The sequence below is a fragment of the Azospirillum sp. B21 genome (assembly GCF_008364825.1).
Classification (GTDB): domain Bacteria; phylum Pseudomonadota; class Alphaproteobacteria; order Azospirillales; family Azospirillaceae; genus Azospirillum.
Window position 1 is genome coordinate 1 of sequence record NZ_VTTO01000026.1, and the last position, 26,958, is coordinate 26,958.

Consider the following 26,958-nt stretch of genomic DNA (forward strand, 5'->3'; position numbering starts at 1 on the left):
CACCGTCAAGCCTAAGCCTGACCTACTGACATTCCTACTTTGCGCAAACCACTGACATTTCTATCCGGTTGCAACATTTGTTGTAGGCGCATGTAGGCGCAATGTCAGAATGTCAGTCCCTCGCAACATAGAAGTGTCGGCATCCTGATCGGCGGCGCCGCCACCCCGGCAATATGTGCAGAATTTTCCAAGCCGGCCTTGAACCGACAAGACCGCCATCGCGGCGATGTCCGATGCTGCCGTTTCTCCCACCGGCAACAATGGGAAAGCGACAGCCATGTCCGCACCGGCCGCAACCGGCAACTCCCCCCTGCCCTGGCTTCTGCTTCTTCTGTCGGTGACGACGGGGCTGGTCGATGCCATCAGCGTTCTCGGCCTGGGCAAGGTCTTCACCGCCAACATGACCGGCAACGTCGTCTTCCTCGGTTTCGCCGCCGCCGGTACGCCCGGCTTCCTGGTCATGCCGGCGGTTACGGCACTGGCGTCCTTCCTTGCCGGCGCCCTGATCGCTGGCCGAGTCGGCAGGATGCTGGCGGGACGGCCGATGCGGCATTGGCTGCTGGCTGCGGCCCTGTTCGAGACGTCGCTGTTCTGGATCGCCGCGATGGTCGCCGCCGGTTTCGATGTCGGCACGCAGGCTCCCGCGTCCGGCTTGTATGCGATCATCGCCCTGACCGGTTTCGCCATGGGCTTCCGCAACGCCACGGTCCGGCAGTTGAAGGTACCCGACCTCACCACGACGGTCCTCACCCTGACCCTGACCGGGCTGGCGGCGGATTCCAGCCTTGCCGGCGGCGCCAACACCAATGCGGCACGCCGGATGGCCAGCGTCGCAGCGATCTTCCTCGGTGCCGTGATCGGCGCTGTCATGGTGACGCAGAGCGGTCTGGTGCTTCCCCTGGTCGTCGTCGGCGCGCTGGTGCTGGCGGGGACCGCGGTTTGCGCGCTTCATCCGGTGGCGGCCGCGCCGGCCGCGGCCTGACGCCGGAGATCGGATCCATGAAGGCCGGCCGGCTGGAGGCGTTCACCGACGGGGTGGTGGCGATCGTCATCACCATCATGGTGCTGGAATTGAAGGTGCCGGCGGACGGCAGCCTCGCCGCCCTGGCGGAGCGCATTCCCATCCTGCTGGCCTATGTGCTGTCCTTCATCAATGTCGGGCTCTACTGGAACAACCATCACCATCTGTGGCAGGCGACCGCGCGCATCGACGGGCGGGTGCTGTGGGCGAATCTTTTCCTGCTGTTCTGGCTGTCGCTGGTGCCCTTCGTCATCCGCTGGCTCGATGAAAGCGCCTTCTCGCCGGTGGCGACGGCGGCCTATGGCGTCGTCCTCGGCATGGCGGCGGTCGGCTACAACCTGACCGAACGGGCGATCATCGCCTGCGGCGGGCGGGATTCGGCGGTGGCGCGAGCCGTCGGCTCCGACCGGAAGGGCAAGATCAGCATGGCGTTCTACGCCATTGCCATTCCCTTGGCCTTCGTCCTGCAGTCGTTGTCCATCCTGCTCTACGTGTCGGTGATCCTGCTGTGGCTGGTGCCGGACCGGCGGATCGAGCGCGCCCTGGAGGAATGACGGACGATCACCGCATTTCGAAAAGCTCCTGGTGGAAGCGCCGCTCCACCTGCAGGCCCTGGGCCGCGAAATCCTGCCGCAGCGCCTGCCCGAAGCCTGTCGGGCCGCAGAACCAGATGCTGGCATTGCGCCAGTCAGGCACCGCCGCGCGAATGCGCTCGCCGTCCAGACGGCCGTTGTGGCCATCGACCAGAATGTGGAGGGTTATCCCCGCAGCCGCTGCATCGGCCGTGAGCTTGGCGATTGCGTCCTCGTCATAGTCGCGCGTGGTGTGGAAGAAGTGGATGGTTTGCGGCGGTCGCTCCGGATGCATCCCGAGATACTTCATGCGGGCGATGAAGGGCGTCACGCCGATCCCGCCGCCCACCCAGATCTGGTGAGGGCGGTCGTCATCGAAGGTGAAGCAGCCGTATGGTCCCTCGACCATCACTGCTTGACCGATCCGCAGATTTTCCCGCAGGCGCCGCGTATGGTCGCCCAACGCCTTGATCACGAAGGTGATGCGCTGCTCGGCCTCGTTCCAGGCCGAGGCGATGGTATAGGGATGCGCGCCCTCCGCAGCGTCCGACGTGGCGAAAGCGAACTGGCCCGCCTTGTGCCCCGGCCATCCCTGCGGCACGTCGATCTCGGCCTCGAGCACGCGCAGGGCCGGATAGTAATGGAGAGTGCGAATGCTGCCCGGAACCCGGCGGTCGATTCCGACTCGGCCCAGCAGAGCCACGACGGCGGCCCATGTGCCGCCGGCAAGCAGCACCCCCAGGAGCCAGCCGATGGGCGCAGTCCAGTAAGCGAAGTCGGTGAGCACGACGGTGTGGAACACCAGCACCAGATAGGTGATCGCCAGCAGCCGGTGCATCTTGAAGAACATCCGGTAGGGCACGTTCTTGATCAGCGCGAGCGCGATCAGCACCAGGGCGGCATAGAACGCCCATTCGCCGATCGCCTCCGCCGTGCCGCGAAGGTCCATGAGCGACTGAGCGACAGGGTTCTCCAACGGGGCACGCGGGCCACGCCGCGGCCGGTCCAGCCAGCCCCAGCCCACTGCCCATTTCGTTCCCTGCGCCCAAAGCCAGTGGGCGATTGCGAAGACGAGAGCGCCGATGCCCAGCCATTTGTGCAGGCGGTACATCTTGTCGAGGCCGCCGAACCACCTCTCGGGCCAGCGGGGGCGCAGCGCCAGGATCATGGCGACGCTCATGCAGCCGATGGCAATCACACCGCTATACTGGACCATGCTGGAGCGGAATGGGAAATAGCCGGTCCACTGGAACACCGAGGCATCGGCAGAGAGCCACAGCACGGTCAACAGCGCCAGCAGGCCCCAAAAGGAAAGTTTGACCCTCTGCATGGCGAGTGTCCTCCTTCTGTGCCGCCGGGTAAGCGGCACTGCGCAAATATGATTTTGCTAATGGTGGCGCCTGGCAAGCCCATTCCATGAAACGCAGCCATACGTACCTTGAACAGGTTCGCATCACATAAAATCCGGTGGCAAAGCAGGTCATCTGCGCACCCCCCCCCGAAATACATCCGCAGTCGGATATATTTCACTTCACAACCGGCCGCTTGCCGCCTATGATCCCGCTTCTCTGCGCAACGTCGTTCCGGCTGCCGATTTGGCCGGCGTCGCGTACTCCGCCCGGTTCGGGCGTTTTGATCCGTCGTGTTTTGCAAGGCTGTTCCATGTCTTCCGTTCTTCGGCCGCGCAAGGCCGCAATCGCTTTCATTCTGGTCACCGCAGCGCTCGACATCGTGGCAATGGGCATCGTCATTCCGGTGCTGCCGGCTCTGATCGAGGAGTTCGCCGGGCCCGATGCGCAGGCCGGCACCATCAACGGTGCGCTGGTGGCACTGTGGGCGCTGATGCAGTTCTTCTGCTCTCCGGTGATCGGTTCGCTTTCGGACCGGTTCGGGCGGCGGCCGGTGATCCTGCTGTCGGCCCTGGGACTGGCGGTGGATTACGTGCTGATCGCGGTGGCGCCGAACCTGTGGTGGCTGGTGGTCGGCCGGGCAATTGCCGGCATCACCTCCTCCAGCTTCACCACCGTATTCGCCTATATGGCCGACGTGACGCCGCCGGAGCAGCGGGCGCGGGCCTATGGCCTGATCGGCGCCGCGTTCAGCGCCGGATTCATTGCCGGCCCCCTCCTGGGCGGGGTGTTGGGAGAGCTGTCGCCGCGCGCGCCCTTCTGGGCGGCCGGGGCGCTCAGCGGGCTGGCCTTCCTCTATGGTCTGGCCGTTCTGCCGGAATCGCTGGCGGTGGAACACCGGATGGCTTTTTCCTGGCGCCGGGCCAATCCGTTTGGCGCGCTGCGTCTGCTGCGGTCCCACTCCGAGTTGTCGGGGCTGGCCCTGGTCAATTTCATGCTCCATTTCTCCCACAACGTCTTCCCTGCGGTCTTCGTGCTCTATGCCGCGCATCGGTACGGCTGGAGCGCTTGGGACGTCGGGCTTCTTCTGGCGGTGGTCGGCGCGTTGGACATGGTCATGCAGGGGCTGGTCGTGTCGCGCATGGTGAAGTGGCTGGGCGACCGCGGCACGATGGTGGTCGGCTTGTTCGGCGGGGCCGGCGGGCTGACCTGCATGGGGCTGGCGCCGGACGGCGGCTGGTTCGCGCTGGCCATCCTGCCGAACGCGTTGTGGGGTCTGGCAATGCCGACCATCCAGTCGCTGATGACGCAGCGGGTCTCCCCCTCCGAACAGGGCCAGTTGCAGGGCGCCAACATGAGCGTGGCGAGTGTTGCCGGCATCGTGGCGCCGGTCTTCTTCGGAGCGGTCTATTCCGCCTCCGTCGGGGCCGAGCCGCTGTTTCCCCATTCGGGCGCGGCCTTCGTCAGCGCGGCACTGGTGCTGCTGGTGGGAGCGGTGATCGGCTGGGTGGTGGCGCGGCGCAACGGCCGGGCGGAAGAGGCGGGCGGCGCCGCGGCCTGAGCGGTGCCCCTTCCCTGCCCCCCTAACCTACGGGTGGCCCTTGCACCGGCTGTGGGGCGTCCCACATAGCTGCCGGCAATCCCGCACAATGTCCCATTGCTCCGCTGCGTTATCAGCGGTGGGAATTTGCGGGCCGACAAGGTATGACTGTCGGCTTCCATCCGCATTGACAGCTGAGACCCGGAGAACGCGATGCTCGCGGCCCCCAACCTGTTCGCCCACCGCCCGGACCGGAGCGTGCGCCCCAAGGCGGCGCCCTTCCTGCCGATGTCGCGTGCGGAAATGGACCGGCTGGGCTGGGACCAGTGCGACGTCATCGTCGTCACCGGCGACGCCTATGTCGACCATCCCAGCTTCGGCATGGCGATCATCGGCCGGCTGCTGGAAGCACAGGGCTTGCGCGTCGGCATCATCGCCCAGCCAGACTGGAGCAGTGCGGAGCCGTTCAAGATCCTGGGCAAGCCGCGGCTGTTCTGGGGCGTGACCGGCGGCAACATGGATTCGATGGTCAACCACTACACGGCCGACCGCCGCCTGCGCCACAACGACAGCTACACGCCGAACGACGAGGGCGGCAAGCGGCCCGACCGCGCGGTCATCGTCTATTCCCAGCGCTGCCGCGAAGCCTTCAAGGACGTGCCCATCGTCCTGGGCGGCATCGAGGCGTCCTTGCGCCGCATCGCCCAGTACGATCATTGGAGCGAGAAGATCCGCCGCTCCGTTCTGGTCGATTCCAAGGCGGACATGCTGGTCTACGGCAACGCCGAACGCGCCATCATCGAGATCGCCCAGCGTGCGCTGAAGGGGGAGTCGCCCAAGGCGATGACCGACATCCGCGGCACCGCGATCATGCGCTCGTCCCTGCCGGAAGGCTGGACGGTGGTCGACAGCAGCTCCATCGACGATCCGTCGGCCCCGGTGTCGCCGCGCGCCGCCGGCGCCGACCGCATGGCGGTGCGCCTGCCCAGCTACGAGCAGGTGACGGCCGATAAGGTGCTCTACGCCCATGCCAGCCGCGTGCTGCACCAGGAGAGCAACCCCGGCAACGCCCGCGCACTGGTCCAGCGCCACGGCGACCGCGACGTGTGGCTGAACCCGCCGCCGATCCCGCTGGAAACCAACGAGATGGACGGCGTCTACGATCTTCCCTACGCCCGTGCGCCGCATCCGTCCTACGGCGATGCGCGCATTCCGGCCTGGGAGATGATCCGCTTCTCGGTGAACATCATGCGCGGCTGTTTCGGCGGCTGTTCCTTCTGTTCGATCACCGAGCATGAGGGGCGCATCATCCAGAGCCGGTCCGAAGGGTCAATCCTGCGCGAGATCGAGCATATCCGCGACAAGACCAAGGGCTTCACCGGCGTCATCTCCGACATGGGCGGGCCGACCGCCAACATGTATCGCCTTGCCTGCAAGGACAAGGAGACGGAATCCGTCTGCCGGCGTCCGTCCTGCGTCTTCCCGGACATCTGCAAGAACCTGAACACCGACCACTCGTCGCTGGTGCAACTCTACCGCAAGGCCCGTGCGGTGCCGGGGGTGAAGAAGATCCACATCGCGTCCGGCCTGCGCTACGACCTCGCCGTCCGCAATCCGGAATATGTCAAGGAGCTGGTGACCCACCATGTCGGCGGCTACCTGAAGATTGCGCCGGAACACACCGAGCCGGGTCCGCTGGCGAAGATGATGAAGCCCGGCATGGGCGCCTATGACGAATTCAAGCGGATGTTCGACAAGGCGGCGAAGGAGGCGGGGAAGAAGCTCTACCTGATCCCCTACTTCATCGCCGCCCATCCCGGCACCACGGACGAGGACATGATGAACCTCGCCCTGTGGCTGAAGCGGAACGGCTTCAAGGCGGATCAGGTGCAAACCTTCCTGCCCTCGCCGATGTCGCTGGCGACCGCCATGTACCACAGCGAGCGCAATCCCCTGCGCCCGGTGCGCCGCGTCGGGTCGGAGATGGTGTCGTCGGCGAAGGGGCTGAAGCAGCGCCGGCTGCACAAGGCCTTCCTGCGCTACCACGATCCGGAGAACTGGCCGATCCTGCGCGAGGCGCTGAAGCGCATGGGCCGCGAGGATTTGATCGGACCGGGCGAGGAGCATCTGATCCCCGCTTGGCAGCCGGTCGGCGCTACCGCCAAGCCGCGGGAGAAGGGGCCGAAAGGCAAGACCTTCCTCACCCAGCAGGCCGGCCAGGGCCGCCGCGTGGTGCCGCCGGTGGGCAAGGCGGCGGGGGCGAAGCCGGCTGGGGGCAAACCGGTTGGCACGAACCCGACCGGCATGAAGCCGCGCCAGACGAACCTGAAGGGACGCTGATCCGCAGGCGGCGCCTCCACCGAAGAGGTAATGGCGCCTGCGCAGCAACTTTGTTATACCGTCTTGTCGTTTCATTTCCTGCCGAACGGGAGGCCGCATGCGTACCAAGTGCCTGCTGAACACTCCCGCGCCGGCCAGCCGCGTCCTTTCGGACCGCCACTCCTAGGTCCGGCGCAAGGCGGCATCAGCGCAGGCTGTCCCAAGCCCCGCACCGCTTCCATTCCGCTCTTTCCCGAACGGCGTCGCCGACCCCGGCCCCAGCTTGGCAATGTGCCGGCTCAGGGCCGGTGGCCTGCCCGCCGTGGAGCCGGCGCTTCGCCGCCGGCCCTGCCTCGGTTGGACTCCCATGTCTCTGTCGAAACGCACCCCGCGCCCGAACGCGATCCGCAGCGTTCTAGCCTTCACCTTCCGTCACTGGCGGCGCCAGACCCCGCTGGCCGTCGGCATTGCCGGATCCATCGCCCTGGCGACGCTGGCCGACGTCTTCATGCCGCTGTTCGCCGGCCGGCTGGTCGACGCGCTGACCCTGCTGCCGGGCGACCGCGACGCAGCCCTCCACGAAGCGCTGACCGCCTTCGGTGCCATGGTGGCGCTGGGCGTCGGCATGGTGGTGATGCGCCACGTCGCGTGGAGCGGCGTCATCCCCTTTACCCTGCGCATCATGGCCGATGTCGGGCAGGACAGCTTCCATCGCATCCAGCGCTTCTCCACCGACTGGCACGCCAACAGCTTCGCCGGGTCGGTGGTGCGCAAGATCACCCGCGGCATGTGGGCGCTCGACACGCTGGACGACACGCTGCTGCTGGCGCTGTGGCCGTCGCTGGTCGTGCTGATCGGCACGATGGTGACGCTGGGGCTGCATTGGCCGGCGATGGGGCTGGTCATCGCGTTCGGTACCGCCGTCTACATCGCGATGACGGTGATGTTCTCTACCCTCTACATCGCGCCGGCCGCCCGGCTGTCCAACGCCTGGGACACCAAGCTGGGCGGAACACTGGCCGACGCCATCGGTTGCAACGCCGTGGTCAAGGCCTTCGGCGCCGAGCCGCGCGAGGATGATCGGTTGGCCGGCGTCGTCGACAAGTGGAGCCGCCGCACCCATCGCACCTGGACCCGCCATACCCGCCACAGCACCGTGCAGCTGGTGGTTCTGTTGTTGATCCGCAGCAGCGTAGTGGCGACCGCGCTGTGGCTGTGGTGGCGCGGGCAGGCGACGCCGGGCGACGTGGCCTATGTGCTGACCACCTATTTCGTCGTCCATGGCTATTTGCGCGACATCGGCATGCACATCAACCATCTCCAGCGCTCCGTCAACGAGATGGAAGAACTGGTGGCGATCCATGCCGAGCCGCTTGGGGTGGAGGACCGGCCCGGTGCCGTCCCGATCAGCATTCAGGCTGGCGAGGTGCGCTTCGACCACGTCACCTTCCGCTATGGCGGCCACACCACGCCGCTCTACCGCGACCTGTCCCTGACCATCAAGGCGGGGGAGCGAGTCGGGCTGGTCGGGCCGTCGGGGTCGGGCAAGACCACCTTCGTCAAGCTGATCCAGCGCCTGTACGATGTGACCGATGGCCGGGTGCTGATCGACGGGCAGGATGTGGCGGGGGCGACGCAGCACTCGCTGCGCTCGCAGATCGCCATCGTCCCGCAGGAGCCGATTCTGTTCCACCGGACCCTGGCGGAGAACATCGCGTATGGCCGCCCCGGCGCGTCGATGGCGGAGATCGAGCGGGCGGCCAAGCTCGCCAACGCCCATGACTTCATCGCACGCCTGCCAAAGGGCTATGCGACGCTGGTCGGTGAGCGCGGCGTCAAGCTGTCGGGGGGCGAGCGTCAGCGGGTGGCGCTGGCCCGCGCCTTCCTGGCCGATGCGCCGATCCTGATCCTGGACGAGGCGACCTCCAGCCTGGATTCGGAATCGGAGGCACTGATCCAGGAGGCGATCGAACGGCTGATGCAGGGCCGCACCGCCATCATCATTGCCCACCGGCTGTCCACGGTGCGCACGCTGGACCGCATCCTGGTCTTCAACCAGGGCCGGGTGGTGGAGGAAGGCAGCCATGCCGCCCTGCTCCACCGGCAGGCCGGGCTCTACCGCCGCCTGTTCGAACAGCAGTCGGCGCCGGAGCGGGTCCGCAAGATCGGAGGGTGAGGGAGGTTAGACCCCCACCTATCCTCCCCCGCTGGGCGGGGGAGGGACTGCCGCTGCCTTTCCGAACAAGCACTTGTCCCCTCCCCCGCCCAGCGGGGGAGGGTTAGGGAGGGGGCAACGGCATCCGACACCCCCTCAGACGAACAGCTCCATCGTCTGCGGCACGTTGCGCGGCGTCTCCCCCGCCAGGATGGCGCGGGCGACGTCGACGGCGGCGAGCAGGCCGCTTTCGGTGAAGGGTTTGGGCAGGCAACCGATGCCGGTGAGCGGTCCGTCCTTCTTCAACTCGTCGCGGAACGACGTGATGAACAGGCAGGGCACGCCGAGCGCGTTCAAGCCGCGTGCGGCGTCTATGCCGTTGGTGCCCATGCCCAGATGCACGTCGACCAGCGCCAGGTCCGGCTTGTCGGCCTCGGCCATCTCCACCGCCTCGATCGCCGTGACGGCGGGGCCGATGACGCTGTGACCGACGGATTCAAGGTAGAGCTGCTGCTCCAGCGCGATCAGCACCTCGTCCTCCACCAGCAGGATCTTCATCCGTCGATCTCCTCGGCGGAGGAAGCTTCCAGCAGCGGCACCGCGTCCGGCACCGGAAGTTCGATCCGGAAGGTGGTCCCCTGCGGGGTGGTGTCGATGTCCACGCTGGCCCGGATCTGGCCGGCGAGGCTGGAAATCAGGCGCATGCCCAGGCTGCGGCTCTTGCGGATGTCGAAGTTGGACGGCAGCCCGGGACCGCGGTCGGATACGGTCAGCACCAAGCTTTCCGCCTCGCGCCTGAAGATCACCGTCACCTGCGCCGGCCCATCACCGCGATGTTTCACCGCGTTGGTGATCAGCTCGTTCGCGATCAGTCCCAGCGGTGCGGCATGGTCGATCGGCAGATCGATGACCTCCGACCGCACGTTGATCTCGCACATGCTCTCGCCGCCCGACGCACGGGCGAGATCGTCGCACAACTCGTTCAGGTAGGTGCCGAACTCGATGGTCTGGAACTGGTCGGCCTGATAAAGGCGGTTGTGGACGCGGGCGATCGCCTCGATGCGGCTGCGGGCATCCTGGAAATGCACCCGCACCGCCTCGTCCGGCAGGCTCAAGGTCTGCAGGGTCAGGAGGCTGGACACCAGTTGCAGGCTATTCTTGACGCGGTGGTTGACCTCGCGCAGCAGGGTCGATTTCTGGCCGACCAGCTTGCGCAGCGCCGCCTCCATCGACTTGATCTCCGTCACGTCGATGTGCATCAGCACCGTGCCACCGAAGGGACCGGCCGGCATGGGGGCGGCGAGACAGCGGAACCAGTGCTGGTTGGCGGTGACATATTCCGCCGACACCGGCGGTCCGCCGTCGCTCAGCAGCCTGCTCAAGCCCTCCATCACGTCGTCCGCCCGCGGGTCGGCGGTCTGGCCCCTGCCGCAATGGTGGAGGTAATCGTCGCCGACGATGCAGCCCTGGCCGAGGAAGGTCGTCTCCGGTCCAGCTTCCGCCCAGGCGCGGTTGACCGAGACGATGTGCCCTGACCGGTCCAGCACGGCGATGAAGGCGGGCAGCGCATCCAGCGTCGCCTTGGTCTGTTCGGCCAGCTGCCGCATGGCGAGCGCGCTGGCCCGCAGCTCCTCGCGGGTGCGGCGGCGTTCGGTGATGTCGCGCAGGATGCCGGTGATGAAGCTGCGCCCTTCCGATTCCCAGCGGGCCATCGACAGTTCCAGGTCGATGTGGCTGCCGTCGCGGCGCCGTCCGGACAGTTCCACCGGCTGGGTGACGGCGTCCAGGCTGCCGGAACTTCCCGGTCCGCTGTGCTCGGCCATGGCGATCCAGTCGGGCGCGTCGTCGCCCAGCAGCACCGCCACGCTCTGCCCGATCAGCTCCTCCGGTCGATAGTCGAACTGCCGGGTGGCGGTTCCGTTCATCCACTGCACCATGCCGCGGGTGTCGGTGGTTATGATGGCATCGGGTGCGGTATCGACGATGGCGCGGTAGCGGGCGTCGCGCTGCTCGCGCAGGACGCGCTCGCGGTTGACCGACGCGGTGACGTCGGTCACCTGGATCAGGCAGCGCGCCTCGCCTCCGGCCACCACTCCGGTCGTCCCTCCCGTGGTCTGGGCGTGGACCGGGAGCGGACGGATCACCACATTGTGGACCATCCGCCGCCCGTCCGGCAGGCGCAGCGGGAACAGCATCGGGTTCAGCGTGTGGGACAGCACGCCGGGCGCTCCGGTGGCCAGCGTATCGCGCACCGCGATGTGCAGGCGCGACTCGCGCAGGTTCGGCAGCGCATCGAACAGGTCATGCCCAAGGATCTCCCGGGCGGTAAGGGTGGAGGCCTGCTCCATCCAGCCGTTCCAGTACAGGACCCGGCAATGGCGGTCGAGAAGCAGGATACCTGCATCCAGCGCCCCCAGGACATCCAGGGCCCACATCGGTTGTTCAGGCAATCTGGGGACCATGCGACGTTCCGGCGGATGTGGGATCTTCGGAGGCGATGCCTTCGATGAAGGCGTGGATCAACAGCTGCAGCGACTCCAGCGAGGAGACCCCCATCAGCAAGGCGATGTAGCCGCGGATGCTGCGGCTGCGGATCGTGAAATCGATGTAGAGGAACAGCACCAGTTCGTCGGCGTCCCCCGCCTTGTCCTTCAGGATGTTGGCGCCGTCGCCGCGCAGCACCGCCGGCAGCGAGATGGTCAGCCGGTCCTTCAGGGCGTTGGCGACCACGACAAGGCAGCCGTTCAGGATGATGTTGCCGATCTCCGCCAGGGCGTCCTGTTCCAGATCGACGATTTCCGCCAGGGTCAGGTCGCCGCCCAGCACCGCGCGGGCCAATTCCAGGCTGTTGGCTTCCGGGAAGATCAGCATGGCGCGCCCGTCGAAGGAGCCGTGGAACTGCTGCTCCACCGCCACAAGTCCGCTGCGCTCGCGCGCGCTCAGGAAATCGGACGCTTCCTGCCGGCTGACGATGTCCACGGTCGGGACGGACAGCAGAACCTGGTCGTTGACCATGCGGCTGAGATGGGTGGCGGCGCGGCCGACCCCCATGTTCACCAACTCGGTCAGCGCATCGCGCTCCAGGTCGGTCAGTTCCACCATCTCTCGGCGCCTGTTCATTCTTGGTCTCGGCTTCACAACCGGCGCCGCCCGGCGGTCGCACCCCGAATGTGGCCTATCGACCGGAAAAAGGGCACCCCCGTCAATGTCATATGTTAAGCCGACAACGCCATAGCCGATATAGCCGCCCCTCTTCCCACAATGGTCAGCCCAACGATCCACCAACTCATGCGCCAAGTTCGGAACGTTCGGCAACATATCGGCACTCTAACGCAATATTGCTTTAGAGACGCAATGAAATGGCTTGGCCATTGTTCGGGGTGAGGACAGGACGCTCGAAAGGCGTCTCCCCCAGGGGACTTGTCCGCCGGGGGATGGCGACTCCACATCATGCATAGCGCCTGCGCGATGAACGCCGCCCGAGGAGATGGCGCGAGGAGATGGCGATGACCCCTGAGGAACGCACACTTCTGTCCGACCTGTTCCGCCGCCTGCGCGAGGTGGAAGCACAGCCGCGCGACGGCGAAGCGGAGGACTTCATCCGCCGATCTGTCCAGGACCAGCCGCTGTCCGCCTATTACATGGCGCAGACCGTCCTGGTTCAGCAGCAGGCGCTGACTGCAGCGCAGACCCGGATCGAGGAGCTTGAACGGCAGTTGCGCGACCGACCGGCCCAGCCGGCGCCGTCCGGCGGCAGTTTCCTGTCGAATGCGCTCGGCATCGGCCGCAGCCCGTGGAGCCGGGGTGCGGAGCCGCCCTCCGCCCCTGCTCCGCAGCCGCCTGCCGGCCGCAGCCCGTGGGGAGGCGGACCCGGCGCCGCCTACCCGCAGCAACCCTACGCTCCGCCGCCTTTCCCGCAAGCCGGAACGGCTCCCGGATTTGCGCCGCGCGGCGGCTTCTTCGCCGGAGCGGCGCAGACGGCGGCAGGTGTGGCCGGCGGCATGCTGGCGGCGAGCGCCATCTCCTCTCTCCTGCACCATTCCCCCGGCCCCTTCGGTGAGGCTGCGGCGCAGATCCCCGCGGGCGAGACGATCAACGAGACGGTGATCAACAACAACTACGGCGACGGTCAGGGGCCGCAGGCCGACGCGGTGCAGGATGCCTCCTACGATCCTGGCCCGCCGCCGGCAGACGATGCGTCGTTCGACGATGCGCCCTTCGATGACGGCGGCAGCGGCGACGGTGGCGATTCCTGGATCTGACCGTAGCCAGCCGGCTCACCCCTCATCGCTGTAGCGGTCGGCGATGTCCCTGAACTCGTCCTCCAGGGCGGTGAAGGCGGCGACGACGGCGGGGTCGAAATGGCTGCCGCTGCCCTCGCGGATGATCGCCGCCGCTTTCTCGTGCGGGAAGGGCGGCTTGTAGCAGCGCCGGCTGATCAGGGCGTCGTAGACGTCGGCGACCGCCATCAGGCGGGCCGACAGCGGAATCGCCTCTCCCGCCAGCCCCTGGGGATAGCCGGCGCCGTCCCAGCGTTCGTGATGGCCGTGCGCGATCTCCCGCGCGATGCGCAGGAAGGAGCTTTCGCCGGCAGCCATATCCGCCTGCCCTTCGGCGGCGAAGATGGCGTCGTGACCCAGCGCGGCGTGGGTCTTCATGATGTGGAATTCGTCGTCGGTCAGCTTCCCCGGCTTCAGCAGGATCGAATCCGGGATGCCCACCTTGCCGACATCGTGCAGCGGTGCCGACTTGTACAGCAGTTCGATGGTTTCCTCGTCCAGCTGTCCGGCATGGCGCGGGTCGCGGCTGAGATGGAGGGCGAGCGCCAGCACGTAGTTCTGGGTGCGGCGGATATGGTTGCCGGTCTCGTTGTCGCGGGTCTCCGCCAGCGAGGCCATGGCGCGGATGGTGGCGTCCTGGGCGCGCAGCAGGTCGCGCGTGCGCTCCGCCACCCGGTCTTCCAACTGCCGGTTCTGATCGGCGAGCGCACGGCGGGCCTCGCGCAGGGCGATGTGGGTGCGGACCCGCGCCAGCACCACCGGCGGGGAGATCGGCTTGGTGATGTAGTCGACGGCGCCCACTTCGAACCCGCGGGTCTCGTCGTGGACCTGCCCCATCGCGGTGATGAAGATCACCGGCAGGTCGCGGGTGCGGGCGTCTTCCTTCAGCCGCCTGCACACCTCCACCCCGTCCATGCCCGGCATCATCACGTCCAGCAGGATCAGGTCCGGCAGCGGGTCGCCGGCCAGCCGGGCGAGCGCCTGCGGCCCGTCCTTCGCCACGATCAGCCCATAGCTGTCGCGCAGCATGTCGGCCATGACCTTAAGGTTGATCGGCTCGTCGTCGACAATCAGGATCCGCGGCTTGTCGCCGTTCTGAAGCGGCATGCTCATGTCGCAGTCTCCCTCAGGTCGCGAAGCCGGTCGCGCAGCTCGGCAAGCGCGGTGGCGGCATCCTCGAAATCGAAGGCGCCGGCGTGGCGGTTCACCCGGTCAGCCGCCGCGGCGACCGGACTGCCGACCAGCAGCCGGGCAAGCCCGTCGGCCATGTCGCCGGCCTCCGGGTCGCCGGCGATCAGCAGGCCACCCAGTTGATCGGCGAGCGACAGCGCCGCCCGCAGGGTATCGCGCGGCAAGGTGGCGGATGGCAGGGTGGCGGAAGACTGAGCGGCGGGCGCATCCGCCGCTGCAGCGGCCTCCACCGCCGGCCGGCCGAGGGTGCCGATCCCGTCCACCACCAGTGCGAGCGCGTCGGCAAGCCGGTCGAGCACCCCATCCTCCAGAACGGGCGGCGAGGTCATCGCCCCCCGCTCCACCGCACCCGCCAGGGCCGACAGGTCCATGGCCCCGACGGTGGCGGCGGTGCCCTTCAGCGTATGGGACAGGCGCAACACATCCTTCCACCGCTCCTCCCGCACCGCGGTGGTCAGTCGCACCGCCTCCCCGGCATGGGTGGTGGCGAAATCGATCAGGATCCGGCGCAACAGGGCAAGATTGCCGTTCACGTTGCGCCGGGCGACGGCAAGGTCGAGCGCCGGCAGGCTTTCGGGCAGCGCCGGAGCGGCCGAGACGGCGGCCGCCACTGGCGCCGAAACCGTTCCGGCAGGAGCCCCGCCACCCAGACCGGAGCCCAACCCGCGCACCGGCTTCAGCCAGCGGGCGAGCGCCGCATAGAGCGCCTCCGGGTCGATCGGCTTGGAGACATGGTCGTTCATGCCCGCGTCCAGGCAGCGCTCACGGTCGCCGGCCATGGCGTGGGCGGTCATGGCGACGATGGGCAGGGCCGACAGCTCCAGCTCGCGCCGGATCAGCCGGGTGGTCTCGTAGCCGTCCAGCCCCGGCATCTGCACGTCCATCAGCACCAGGTCGAACTTGACCTCGCGCAGGCATTGCAAGGCCTCCTCGCCGCTGCCGACCACCATCGCCTCGATGCCGACCAGCTCCAGAAGGCCGCAGGCGACCTGCTGGTTGACCAGATTGTCCTCCACCAGCAGGACGGTGCGCCCGACCAGCGCCGACAGCTCCGTCGATTGGGCAGGGTCGTGGATGCGGCGGACGGCGTCCGCCATGCGGGGACCGGCACCGCCGAGCGCCATCATCACCGAATCGAACATGGCCGACGGCGTCACCGGCTTCTCCAGCACGGCGGTGACCGGCCCGCCGCCGGGCAGCGTTTCCTCAAGGGCGCCCTGCACGCCGTCGGCTCCATAGGCCGTGGTCATCACCACCGGCGGCTGGACGCCCGGCAAGGCGCGCAGGCGGCGCAGCGTCTCCACCCCGTCCAGGTCGGGCATGCGCCAGTCGAGCACCACCAGCTCCACCGGCGGCTGGCTGCCTGCCTGCCCATCCTCCAGCCGGCGGAGCGCCGACAGGCCGTCCGCCACCGCTTCCACGGTCAGGCCGAAGCGCTCCAGCATGTCGGTCAGGATGGAGCGTACGGCGTCGCTGTCGTCGACCACCAGGACCCGCCGGTCCATCAGGTGACGCGGCAGCCGTTCGGCGGCCGTCTCTCCTGCCGCGACGCGGCAGCGGACGGAGAAGCGGAAGATGCTGCCCTCCCCTTGCCGGCTTTCCACCGAAACGCGGCCGCCCATCAGTTCCACCAGCTGCCGGCAGATCGCCAGCCCCAGCCCGGTTCCGCCGAAGCGCCGCGTGGTGGAGCTGTCGGCCTGGGTGAAGGGGCGGAACAGCGCCGCCGTCTGGTCCGGCGACATGCCGATCCCGCTGTCGCAGACCTCGACCTCCAGCCGGTAATCGTCGCCGGTGCCGATGCGGCCGCCCACCGTCACCACCACCTCGCCCCGCTCCGTGAACTTCACTGCGTTGGAGACGAGGTTCAGGATCACCTGCCCCAGCCGCAGCGGATCGCCCACCAGCGTGCCCGGCACGTCGCCGTTGAGGTCGACGATCAGCTCCAGCCCCTTTTCCCGCAGCTTGGGCAGGACGACGGTCGCCACCTCCTGCAGGACGTCGCCGACATGGAAGGGGATCGCCTCGATGGTCAGCTTGCCGGCCTCGACCTTGGAGAAGTCGAGGATGTCGTTGATGATACCGAGCAGGCTGCGCGAGGACGCGTGGATCTTGTCCAGGTAATCGCGCTGCCGCGGCGTCAGATCGGTCTTCATCATCAAGTGGCTGAGACCGATCACCGCATTCATCGGCGTGCGGATCTCGTGGCTCATGTTGGCGAGGAAATCGCTCTTCTGCCGGTTGGCGCGGTCGGCCTCCTCCTTGGCGCGCGCCAGTTCGTCCTCGGTGCGCTTGCGGTCGGTCACGTCCTTGTGGATGCCGGTGATGCGGGTGGGCCGGCCCGCCGCGTCGCGGTCCGTCACCTTGCCGGCCGACAGGATCCAGACCCAGGCGCCGGATTTGTGGCGCATGCGGAACTCGACCTCATAGACCGCGACGCGCCCGGCGACATGCTCCTCCAGGATGGCGAGAACCCGGTCCCGGTCGTCCTCGTGCAGCAGCCCCAGCCAGGTGGCGCCGCAGGGCGGAAGCTCGCCGGGGGCGTAGCCCAGCATCCCGAGCCAGCGGTCGGAGAAATAAGCGTGATCGCTCACCGGGTTCCAGTCCCACAGCCCGGTGTTGGAGGCGTCCAGCGCCACGGTCAGCCGCTCCTCGCTCTCCTGCAGGGCGGTCAGCATGCGCTGGCGTTCGGTGATGTCCTGGAAGACGGTGACGGAGCCGACGATGCGCCCTTCCTCGCGCAGTGGCACCGCCGTGATGGCGATCGGGAAGACGGTGCCGTCGCGCCGGACGAAATGGTCGGTTTCGGACCGATAGGCGTCACCGCGGCGGACGCTGTTCAGGACGGCACAGTTCGTCCGGTCGACCGGCTGCCCTTGCGCATCCTTGTAGTGCACCGCGTCATGCAGGGTCAGCCCGCGCAGATCCTCCAGCGACCAGCCGAGCAGCCGTTCCGCTTCCGGGTTCAGGAAGGTGCAGAAGCCGTTGCGGTCCAGCGAGAAGACGCCCTCGCCCATGCTGTCGGTGATGCTCTGCAGGAAGCGGCGGCTTTCCTCCAGTTCCGCTTCCATCCGCTTGCGTTCGGTGATGTCGGTGCGGATTGCGATGTACTGGTGCGGCTGTCCGTCGGCGGTCAGCAGCGGCACGATGGTGGCGGCCACCCAATAATCTTCGCCCGCCTTGGTCCGGTTGCAGATCTCGCCGTGCCAGACCTGCCCGTCCATGATGGTGTGCCACATCTCCGCGAAGAAGCCGGACGGGTGACGGCCCGAATTCACGATGCGGTGCGAACGGCCCAGCAGTTCCTCGCGGGGAAAGCCGCTGATCTGGCAAAACTTGTCGTTGGCGTAGGTGATGATGCCGCGGTGGTCGGTGATGCTGACGATGGCATGCTGGTCCAGCGCGAATTTCTGCTGTTCCAGCGCCCGCTGCGCAGCGGAGCGTTCCTCCACCAGCCCTGCCATCAGCTGGCTCAGCCGCTCCAGGCTGTCGGTCGGGCTGCTGTCGGCGGAATCCGGCAGCTCCGGGCGACCGTCGGCGCGCAGCAGGCTGTTGGCGACGCCGCGCAGGCGGCGGATCGCATGGGCTTGGGTCGCCGCCTCCCGCCGCAGCCGCTCGTTGGCGTCGGCCAATTCCTCCGAACTCAGTTGAAGACTGCGCGCCCGCAGGGTCAAATCGCGGTCGGCCTGCTCATAGCTCTGGCCGATCCGGCCGAACAGGGCCGGCAGTTCCGCCAGCATTCGCGCCGCCTCCGGCGACAGGCCGTCTTGGCCGGCGAACGCCTTCAGCTCCGCCAGGACGGACTCCGCCGCCTCCGCGCTTTGCAGGCCCAGCACGCGCTTGAACTGGCTTTGCAGCAGGCGGTGCATGCGCTCAACGTTCCGTCAGCAAGGCGACCGTCATCGTCTGGTTGTGCAGCCGGCAGTCGACCAGATCACGCATCGGCCCGATCTCGCCATAGGAGTAGAAGCCGGTCAGCAAGGTGCCGGCCCCCAGCCGGTCGGCCACCGCCTGCACCTCCTCCTCCACCCGGTCGCCAAGCACCAGCTTGCGCCCGACGCAGCTGACCAGCAGGGCGAGCCGGTCCCCCTCTGCTGCCTTTCCGGCGCCCGCCTTCCCGGTGTCCGACTCCGTGCTGGCGGCGGCGATGGCGCCCGCCTGCTCCGCCCCGTCTACCAGCCCGTCCGTGCTGGCATGCATCAGCCGGAGATAGAAGCCCTCCTCCACCGTGCCGGCCAGGATCAGGCCGCCCGCTGCCTCGTCAATGCCCAGGATGGTGCGGATCAGCCCGACCGAATCATGGTTTCCGTTCAGAAGCTCGAACGGGAACAGCAGCCCCGACGCCGGCAGGTCGCTGGCATAGTCGCCGAGATAGCGCTTGTAGACGTTCAGCGCCGGTTCCCCGTCCAGCTGCAGCAGCAGGTTGCCGACGGCCCGCGTAACCTTGCGCGCCGGCCCGAACGGTTCCCACCCGCCGACGGAGCCGAGCCCGAGATGCGGCCCGTCTCCATAAAGGCCGACCGCCACCGCGCGGGCGTCCGATACGCCGGACGGCGACAGCACCAGCGTGCGGACGAAGGCGCCGCCATCGCCAGCCAGCCCGCCCGACACCGGCACCCCGGCCGGCAGGCGCGACATCAGCCCATCGATCAACGCGCTGCCGTTCACCGCCACGCCGCGGGCGAACAGAAGCACCCCCGCCAGCCCCGGTCGGGCGGCAAGCGCCTCTCCCAACGCCTCCCCCGCCGGCTGGCTGTCGTCGATGGCCGCGATACCGGCCTCTGCCGCGATGACGGCGCCGCGGTCGAAGCGGATGGCGGTGACGGTGCAGGAGTCGTCGAGCACGCCGTCGCCGACGATCTCGCCCGCGGTGCTGCATCCGGCGAGCACGGCACCGGGAAAGGCATCGGCGAGCCTCGTCGTGAAGTCCGGCGCGTCGAAATGGGCAACCGAGCCGAAGACCAGCACCAGATCGGCCTGTTGCGGGACGGGCTGCGGAGACACCTCCGCCGCCGAGGGCGCGAACACCGTCTGCCAGACCCGCATGCGTCTCCCCATCCCCGATGTCTCACGCGAAAGACTAACACGGCGGTTGCGGGGGAGAAGAGCCTCTATAACGTTCGTCCCAGGCTGATGGTCATAATGACGCATGCCGCTCCGCCGGTCCGCCGGCGTATCGCCGAAAGCGACTATGCCGATGAATGGCAAAAAATGAGAGTTCCCCCGTAAGGATCTGTCAACCACACTGCAGTATGGTTGGTCTGCCAAGCAGTGCAGGTCCGGATCGAATCGCGCAAGCGGGGGCTGCCGGCCGCAGAGGCAGGAACGAACAAGACGGGCGCCAAGCCCGGCCAGTCACATCATTCCGGGGGAGCAGGGACGAAACATGACGATCGATGTCCGCGACGACACCATGATGCCGGACCGCAAGGACGGCGAGTCACGCGCCCGCCGCCTGGGCGTCCGCGGCAAGCTTCTGCTCGCCTTCGCCGGCATGGCCGGCATGACGGTCGCCGCCAGCATCGTCGGGCTGACCTCCTTCTCCGCGGTGGAAGCGCCGCTGACGCGGATCGTCGGCACCGGGCTGCCGGAAATGGAATTGGCCAAGCGCCTGTCCGGCGAAAGCAGCGGCATCGCCGCCGCCGCCCCGGTGCTTGCCGCCGCGGAAAGCCAGAGCGAGCGCGAACGCGTCTATGGCGAAATCATGGGCAACGGCAAGGCGCTGGGCGCCCTGGTGGAGGAGTTGGCGACCCGCCGCTCCGGCGATCCGCGGATCGCGGAACTGCGCGGCAAGACCCAGGGCCTGATCGCCACGCTGGAGCGCGGCAACGCCGCCGCCAATCTGCGCCTGTCCGTCCGCGGCACGCGCGAGACGATGTCGGTCGAGCTGGCCAAGTCCTACGACGCCTTCCTCGCCAGCCTCGCCCCGCTGACCGACCGGGCGGGCGCCACCCTGCGTGACAAGGGCGAAACGCTGGACAACAGCACCGAACGCGACATGAACGCCATGGGCGACGCCGTCCGCTCGCTGATCACCATGTATGAGGTGCGCGGCGACCTGAGCGTCTCGTCGGAAGCGCTGACCCGAGCCGGCAGCGCCGAGACCGCCTTCGCCGTCACCCAGCATCAGCAGTCCTATCTGGAGGCCGCCGCCCGCATGGTCAGCGCCACCGCGCAGATCGGCGGCCGGCTGAGCAAGGAGACATCCGACGGGCTGGACGCCTTCTTCCTGCTGGGCGACGGCGCCACCGGTGTCTTCGACTTGCGCCGAAAGGCGCTGGAACTGCCGGCCGGCAGCGCGGAGCGCGACGGCCTGCGCCAGAAGGTGGCCGACGTGCTGGCCGACGCCGCGCGCCGTCAGGCCGCCCTGCTGGAGCAGATGGAATCGCCGCTGATGCGGCTGAAGGCCGAGATCAAGCTGTCCAGCGTCAACGTGCGCTCGCAGACCCGCGACTCCATGCAGGATCTGCTGGGCGACGGTCTGGCCCGCTTCCGCACATATCTGGAGTTGTCGACCTACGCCGCCGCCACCGTCGGCGCGCTGAACGAGGCGGCCCAGGCGCCCAGCACCGACCGGCTGGCAATGCTGGAAACCCGCTATGCCGCCGCCGCCAAGGCGATGGACGAGCGGCTGAAGGCGCTGCAGAAGGCGGGGGATGACGGCCTGCCGAAGCTGGTCAAGAGTGCGGAGGTCCTGGCCGGCTTCGGCAAGGGGGAGAACAGCCTGTTCAAGCTGCGCCGCTCCGAACTGGATGCCGCGGCGGAGAACGAGAAGGTTCTGGCGGAGAACCGGCTGATCGCCCGGCAATTCGCCGGCACCGTCGACGAACAGATCGCGGCGATGAAGCAGGAGGCGGATTCCGCCGCCGCCGGCGCCACCGACGCGCTGTCCGCCGGCCGCATGATGCTGATCCTGTTCGCCGCCGCCAGCCTGATCGGCGCCGCGGCGCTGGCCTGGTTCGTGGTCGGCCGGAACATCGTGGCCCGCCTCAGCGCCCTGTCGGATGCCATGCGGGCCATTGCAGCCGGCAACCTGAACGCTCCGATCCCCGCCGCCGGCACCGACGAGATCGGCGACATGACGCGCGCGCTGATGGTCTTCCGCGACACCGCCAACGAGGCCAATGCGGCCAATGCCCGCGCCGAAACCGAACGCAGCCGGGCCGCCGGCGAGCGCCGCCGGGCGATGGTCGAGATGGCGGAGAATTTCGAAAGCAGCGTCCGCGGCGTGCTGGATCGCGTCGCCCGTGCGGCCGGCGAGATGCAGGACATGGCTCAGCGCATGAGCCGCAACGCCGAGGCCACCACCGGAGAGGCCGCGACCGCCGCCAGCACCTCGCAGCAGGCCGAAGGCAGCGTCAAGGCGGTTGCCGCCGCGACGGAGGAACTGTCGGCCTCCATTCAGGAGATCGGCAGCCAGGTTCACGCCTCCAGCCAGATCGCCCGCAAGGCGGCCGGCGAGGCCGAGCGCACCGACCGCACGGTGGAGGGGCTGTCGCAGTCCGCCAACAAGATCGGCGAGGTGGTGCAACTGATCAACGACATCGCCAGCCAAACCAACCTGCTGGCCTTGAACGCGACCATCGAAGCGGCGCGCGCGGGCGAGGCCGGCAAGGGCTTCGCGGTGGTGGCCTCTGAGGTGAAGAGCCTCGCCACCCAGACCGGCAAGGCGACGGAGGAGATCTCCAGCCAGATCCAGGCGATGCAGTCGGTGACGCAGGATGCGGTGGACGCCATCCGCTCCATCGCCGGCACCATCCGCGAGATCAACGAGATCGCCGCGACCGTCGCGGCGGCGGTCGAGCAGCAGAGTGCGGCCACCCGCGAGATCGCCCGCAATGTGGGCGAGGCGGCCGACGGCACCCAGCATGTCCGCCGCAACATCGATTCCGTGGCCCGGGCCGCCGCGGAATCGGGTGAATCCGCCACCCGCGTGCTGACGGCGTCCTCCACCGTGGCGGACGAGGTGCGCTCGCTCGGCTCGCAGGTCGACAGTTTGGTCAACCGGATGCGGGCGGGCTGAAGAAAGGCCCCGCTGGTAAAGGGGACAGGAAGCCGGCTGGCTCTACCCCGTCGTGCGCAAGGCGCGGCGGCGGGGTAGAGCCAGGATCTCGACCATCCCGGAACCGGTCACCGCCGATTGCTTCCCTGGACGGTGATCGGCTGCCACAGGATCGCCGCCCCGGCACCGGCGCCGCAGGCACCGCCCCAGACAAGACGCTCTTCCTGTTCGCCGGCGGCGGTGGCGCCCGGCTGGATGCCGGCAGCGCCGGCCGTCCCTTGCGCCCGAACCTCTCCCGGCTGGGCCATCTGCTGCTGTTGCGACTGAGTGGTCATACCAATCCTCCTGGTGAGGCCGCGACAGCTATCAAACTATTCGTCTGCCTTCAATTCGGATTTTTGAAAGAACCCATGACTTTTTGCGGCTCAGCCATTCGAATATGCCTGCGTCATTTTGCAGCGGCGAAGACTTGAACGGCACTGCACAAGAACAGGGAAAGATCGCTGACCAAATTGATTTTGCACTTGCTCACAAACAAAGCGAGCCCCTCTTCCGCAGGGAAGAGGGGCTCGTTTCGAATGGTCCTGCCGGTGGGAAAATGCCGGCGGATCAGCCGCTGTTGCGCAGGCCGGCGGCGATGCCGTTGATGGTCAGATGGATGCCGCGGGCGATCTGCTCACCGCTGTCGCTGGTGCGGTGGCGCTTCAGCAGCTCGACCTGGACGTGGTTGAGCGGGTCCAGATAGGGGAAGCGGTTGCGGATCGACCGTGCCAGCAGCGGGTTCTTCTCCAGCAGGGCCGACTGCTCGGTGATCGCCAGCAGCACTTCGATGCAGTCCTGCCACTCCGCCCGGATGCGGGAGAAGATGGCGTCGCGAAGCTCCGGGTCGGACACCAGCCCGGCATAGCGGGACGCAATGGCGATGTTCGACTTGGACAGCACCATGTCCATGTTGGACAGCAGCGTGCGGAAGAAGCCCCAGTCGCGGTGCATGGCGCGCAGCCGCTCCATGCCGTCGGGATTCTGGGCCAGATAGGCCTTCACCGCCGAGCCGAAGCCGTACCAGCCCGGCAGCATCAGGCGGCATTGCGCCCAGCTGAACACCCAGGGAATGGCCCGCAGATCCTCGATGCTGGTCGACTTCTTGCGCGAGGCCGGACGGCTGCCGATGTTGAGGTTGGCGATCTCGCCGATCACCGTCGATTCCCAGAAATACTTCTCGAAACCCTTGGTCTCGTAGACCAGCCCGCGATAGGCCTTGAAGGCGTGCTCCGACAGCTCTTCCATGGTCTGGAGGAACACGTCGGTGCAGGGCTCCGCCGATTCAGGGTGCAGCAGGGTCGCTTCCAGCGTCGCCGCCGCCAGCGTTTCCAGGTTGCGCCGGCCGACCTCCGGGTTGGAATACTTGCCGGCGATGACCTCGCCCTGCTCGGTGATGCGGATGGCGCCCTGCACCGCGCCGGCCGGCTGGGCCAGGATCGCCTGATAGCTGGGGCCGCCGCCGCGGCCGACCGAGCCGCCGCGGCCGTGGAACAGGCGAAGCCGCACGCCATGCTTGGCGAACACCTCCACCAGCGCGATCTCCGCCTTGTACAGCTCCCAGCCGGAGGTGAGGAACCCGCCGTCCTTGTTGCTGTCCGAATAGCCGAGCATCACCTCCTGCAGGTTGCCGCGGCTTTCCAGGAAGCGCCGGTATGTCGGGATCGACAGCAGCCGGTCCATGGTGGCGGCGCAGTTGCGCAGGTCGCCGATGGTCTCGAACAGCGGCGCGATGTTCAGGTCCAGCGCCTTGTCCTTTGGCCGCAGCAGCCCGGCTTCCTTCAGCAGGACGGCGACCTCCAGGATGTCCGACACGCCGTCGGTCTTGGAGATGACGCAGTTCACCACCGCGTCCGACCCGAAGCGGGCGCGGGCATCGGCGGCGGTGCGCAGGATGTCGAGTTCCGACGCCGTTTCTTCCGAGTAATCGGCATAACGCGAGGCCAGCGGCCGGTTGGTCTCCAGTTCGCGGACCAGCAGCTCGATCCGCTCGTCCTCCGACAGCGCCGTGTAGTCGACGCCGGCATCGGCGAAGGACAGCAGTTCCGCCACCGAACGCTCATGCACGTCGGAGTTCTGGCGCAGGTCGATGCTGGCCAGATGGAAGCCGAACAGGTCGACCGCGCGGCGCAGGTGGCGCAGCCGGCCCTTGGCGAGCGCGGCCGAGCCGTTGACGGTCAGCGACCGGTCGATGATGTCGAGATCGGCGCGGAACTCGGCCGGCGTCAGGTAGGGCGGCGCATCGCCCACGGCGTGGCGCGGCGCCTCCAGCCCGTCCAGAGTCCGCAACGTCGCGGCGACCCGCGCATAGAGGCCGGAGATGGCCCGGCGGTACGGCTCCATCTTGCGGTGCGGCGACGGGTCGGGGGAGCGTTCGGCCAGCTGGCGCAGCGGTTCCGACACGTCGATGACGCGGGTGCTGAGCGACAGCTCCGACCCCAGCGTGTGCAGTTCGTCCAGATAGAATTGCAGGGCGCGGGTGCTCTGCATCCGCATCGCCTGACGCAGCACGGGGGCGGTGACGAAGGGGTTGCCGTCGCGGTCGCCGCCGATCCAGCTGCCCATGCGCAGGAAAGACGGCAGTTCCGTCGTCGCCCAGGACGGATCCATCCGCCGCAGATGGTCTTCCAGCTGGGCGTAGAAGCGCGGCATCTCGCGCAGGAAGGTGTAGTCGTAGAAGGTCAGGCCGTTCGACACCTCGTCCGTCACCGCCAGCTTGGTGGCGCGCAGGATCGCGGTCTGCCACAGCGTCAGCACGGCGCGCTGCAAGGATTCGAGGTTGGTTTCCTCCTCCTCCGGGGTCATCGGGCCGTGGTCGCGCTCCGCCAGCAGCTTGGCGACGGCCATCTGCACGGTCAGGATGCTCTTGCGCTGCACCTCGGTCGGGTGGGCGGTCAGCACCGGGCTGACCAGCGCGCCGTCGAAGAACTCCTTCAGCTGCTGGGTGGTGATGCCGGCCTTGGTCGCCTCGTCCAGCGCATGGGCCATGGTGCCGTCGCGCGGCGCCGACCCGGCGAGCGCATGGGCGCGGGTGCGGCGGATGTGGTGCTGATCCTCGGCGATGTTGGCGAGGTGCGAGAAGAAGCTGTAGGCCCGCACCACCCGCGCCGTCTGCGGCGGCGACAGGCTGTTCAGGATGGCTTCCAGCTCCTTGCGGGCGCCCTGGTCCTCTTCACGGTGGAACCGCAGGGAGGTCTGGCGGATGCGCTCGACGATGTCGAACACCGCCTCCCCTTCTTGGCTGCGGACGGTATCGCCCAGGATGCGCCCCAGCAGGCGGATGTCTTCGCGGAGCGGCTGGTCCTTCGTCTCGGAACTTTCCTGCAGCAGGATGGCGGACATGGGCGACGGTTTCCTGGTCGAGGATGGACGGATACGGGTCGATGCGCGAGCGCCGGATACATGAATTTGGATGATCAAATTCCGGGCAGGAGCATGCCCCTGCGCGCGAAGTGGTCAGACCATCGGCGACAGCATGCCGATTCCTCAGGAAGTTTCAACCGTCCGTGTGCTGGTGCGAAATGATTTCCATAAGTCGCAGCGCTGTGAAATGCGACGTCGCATAAGGGCGCCGCGCAGCGCGAGGCTTGCTTCCCAACTAGTATGGTAGTATGCTTGACTGATTGTTTCCTCCTGCCCATGCTCCGTATGACGAAGCGGGCGGGGAGAAGGGCGGACTGACAGGATGGCGAAGCGATGCTGAACAAGATCGACGTGGACTCCGGGGAGCCGATCGCTCGGCGCGTGTACCGGGTGCTGCGCCAAGCCATCGTGACGATGCAGTTCCGCCCCGGTCAAGCCCTGTCCGAGCAGGAGATCGCCGACCAGCTCGGCGTCAGCCGCCAGCCGGTGCGCGAGGCCTTCATCAAGCTGAGCGAGTCCGGCCTGCTGACCATCCGGCCGCAGCGCGGCACCTTCGTCGTCAAGATCTCGGTCAAGCAGGTGCTCGATGCCCGCTTCGTCCGCGAGGCGGTGGAGACCGCGGTCGTCCGCAAGGCTTGCGAGACCATCACGCCGGCCGGCCTCGCCGAATTGCGCGACAACCTGAAGGCCCAGTGGGACATCGCCGACGAACCGGTGCCGGTGCGCTTTCTGGAACTGGACGAGGCCTTCCACCGCACCATCGCCATCGGGGCGGAGTGCGATTACGCCTGGCGCATCGTGGAGGAGACGAAGGCCCAGATGGACCGCGTGCGCTACCTCAGCGTGCCCTACGCCACGCCGATCCGCCGTCTGATCTCGCAGCATCAGGCGGTGCTGGAGGCGATCGTGGCCCGCGACCCCGCCAAGGCCGAAGCGGCGATGGGCATGCACCTGCGAGAGATCCTGACGTCTCTGCCGGAACTGGAAGGCAAGTTCCCCGACCTGTTCACGCTGGAGGATGGGGGGACGCCTCCCGCTCCCAAGGCGTCCTCGCGGTCCGCCGGCCGCTCGAAGGTTGCCGGATTGCGCTGACCGCCGCAGCATCGGCCTGTTTCCTTATCAGGACGCCA

General features: G+C 67.7%; 17 protein-coding genes. 8 read left to right on the forward strand and 9 right to left on the reverse strand.

The annotated features are described in order from the left end of the window. Positions 1–277 precede the first annotated feature (277 nt). Both FZ983_RS31190 and FZ983_RS31195 read left to right on the forward strand, forming a co-directional pair. Positions 278–982 carry a YoaK family protein gene (locus tag FZ983_RS31190; RefSeq protein WP_149228485.1) on the forward strand — a complete coding sequence of 235 codons (705 nt, stop codon included), beginning with the start codon at positions 278–280 and terminating at the stop codon, positions 980–982. 17 nt (positions 983–999) lie between these two features. Further along, positions 1,000–1,575: a TMEM175 family protein gene (locus FZ983_RS31195; protein ID WP_149228487.1), complete on the forward strand. Its 576-nt coding sequence runs from the start codon at positions 1,000–1,002 to the stop codon at positions 1,573–1,575. A gap of 7 nt (positions 1,576–1,582) precedes the next feature. Here FZ983_RS31195 and FZ983_RS31200 read toward each other — a convergent pair whose 3' ends face one another. Next, positions 1,583–2,923, reverse strand: coding sequence for a ferric reductase-like transmembrane domain-containing protein (locus tag FZ983_RS31200; protein ID WP_149228489.1), 1,341 nt, complete (start codon positions 2,921–2,923; stop codon positions 1,583–1,585). Positions 2,924–3,255: 332 nt separating this feature from the next. On the opposite strand from FZ983_RS31200, the gene FZ983_RS31205 reads away from it, so the two are divergent. The 3 genes from FZ983_RS31205 (at position 3,256) to FZ983_RS31215 (ending at position 8,977) form a co-directional block, all read left to right on the forward strand. Then, positions 3,256–4,503 (forward strand): TCR/Tet family MFS transporter, encoded by a 1,248-nt coding sequence (locus FZ983_RS31205; RefSeq protein ID WP_149228491.1) that lies wholly within the window; start codon positions 3,256–3,258, stop codon positions 4,501–4,503. A gap of 192 nt (positions 4,504–4,695) precedes the next feature. Beyond that, positions 4,696–6,822 carry a YgiQ family radical SAM protein gene (locus FZ983_RS31210; RefSeq protein ID WP_149228493.1) on the forward strand — a complete coding sequence of 709 codons (2,127 nt, stop codon included), beginning with the start codon at positions 4,696–4,698 and terminating at the stop codon, positions 6,820–6,822. 346 nt (positions 6,823–7,168) lie between these two features. Next, the gene (locus FZ983_RS31215; protein ID WP_149228495.1) at positions 7,169–8,977 is read left to right on the forward strand and encodes an ABC transporter ATP-binding protein; all 1,809 of its coding nucleotides are present in this window, start codon (positions 7,169–7,171) and stop codon (positions 8,975–8,977) included. 135 nt (positions 8,978–9,112) lie between these two features. On the opposite strand, the gene FZ983_RS31225 is transcribed toward FZ983_RS31215, so the two are convergent. From FZ983_RS31225 to FZ983_RS31235, 3 genes are read right to left on the reverse strand one after another with little or no spacing between them, the layout of a single operon-like run. Then, positions 9,113–9,514, reverse strand: coding sequence for a response regulator (locus FZ983_RS31225; protein ID WP_149228497.1), 402 nt, complete (start codon positions 9,512–9,514; stop codon positions 9,113–9,115). Then, entirely contained in the window at positions 9,511–11,391 is a 1,881-nt protein-coding gene (locus FZ983_RS31230; protein ID WP_149228499.1) for a PAS domain S-box protein, read from the reverse strand. The genes FZ983_RS31225 and FZ983_RS31230 overlap by 4 nt, the downstream gene beginning before the upstream one ends. 7 nt (positions 11,392–11,398) lie before the next feature. Continuing rightward, positions 11,399–12,076, reverse strand: a complete 678-nt coding sequence (locus FZ983_RS31235; protein ID WP_247884061.1) for a chemotaxis protein CheX — start codon at positions 12,074–12,076, stop codon at positions 11,399–11,401. A 386-nt stretch (positions 12,077–12,462) separates the two neighbouring features. Between FZ983_RS31235 and FZ983_RS31240 the strand changes: the two genes are divergently transcribed. Further along, positions 12,463–13,218 carry a DUF2076 domain-containing protein gene (locus tag FZ983_RS31240; RefSeq protein ID WP_149228501.1) on the forward strand — a complete coding sequence of 252 codons (756 nt, stop codon included), beginning with the start codon at positions 12,463–12,465 and terminating at the stop codon, positions 13,216–13,218. A 15-nt stretch (positions 13,219–13,233) separates the two neighbouring features. On the opposite strand, the gene FZ983_RS31245 is transcribed toward FZ983_RS31240, so the two are convergent. Genes FZ983_RS31245 through FZ983_RS31255 form a run of 3 tightly spaced genes read right to left on the reverse strand, consistent with a single transcriptional unit; the run spans position 13,234 to position 19,470 of the window. Further along, complete coding sequence (locus tag FZ983_RS31245; RefSeq protein ID WP_149228503.1) at positions 13,234–14,349, reverse strand: two-component system response regulator; 1,116 nt, start codon at positions 14,347–14,349, stop codon at positions 13,234–13,236. Next, complete coding sequence (locus FZ983_RS31250) at positions 14,346–18,293, reverse strand: PAS domain S-box protein (protein ID WP_149228505.1); 3,948 nt, start codon at positions 18,291–18,293, stop codon at positions 14,346–14,348. The genes FZ983_RS31245 and FZ983_RS31250 overlap by 4 nt, the downstream gene beginning before the upstream one ends. Before the next feature lie 4 nt (positions 18,294–18,297). Beyond that, entirely contained in the window at positions 18,298–19,470 is a 1,173-nt protein-coding gene (locus tag FZ983_RS31255) for an FIST N-terminal domain-containing protein (protein ID WP_149228507.1), read from the reverse strand. A gap of 340 nt (positions 19,471–19,810) precedes the next feature. On the opposite strand from FZ983_RS31255, the gene FZ983_RS31260 reads away from it, so the two are divergent. Next, entirely contained in the window at positions 19,811–22,447 is a 2,637-nt protein-coding gene (locus FZ983_RS31260; RefSeq protein WP_149228508.1) for a methyl-accepting chemotaxis protein, read from the forward strand. A gap of 107 nt (positions 22,448–22,554) precedes the next feature. On the opposite strand, the gene FZ983_RS31265 is transcribed toward FZ983_RS31260, so the two are convergent. Next, positions 22,555–22,761: a hypothetical protein gene (locus FZ983_RS31265; RefSeq protein ID WP_149228510.1), complete on the reverse strand. Its 207-nt coding sequence runs from the start codon at positions 22,759–22,761 to the stop codon at positions 22,555–22,557. A gap of 274 nt (positions 22,762–23,035) precedes the next feature. After that, entirely contained in the window at positions 23,036–25,807 is a 2,772-nt protein-coding gene (gene ppc / locus FZ983_RS31270) for a phosphoenolpyruvate carboxylase (protein WP_149228512.1), read from the reverse strand. 354 nt (positions 25,808–26,161) lie between these two features. On the opposite strand from ppc, the gene FZ983_RS31280 reads away from it, so the two are divergent. Beyond that, positions 26,162–26,920 (forward strand): GntR family transcriptional regulator, encoded by a 759-nt coding sequence (locus FZ983_RS31280; RefSeq protein ID WP_149228516.1) that lies wholly within the window; start codon positions 26,162–26,164, stop codon positions 26,918–26,920. Positions 26,921–26,958: the final 38 nt, after the last annotated feature.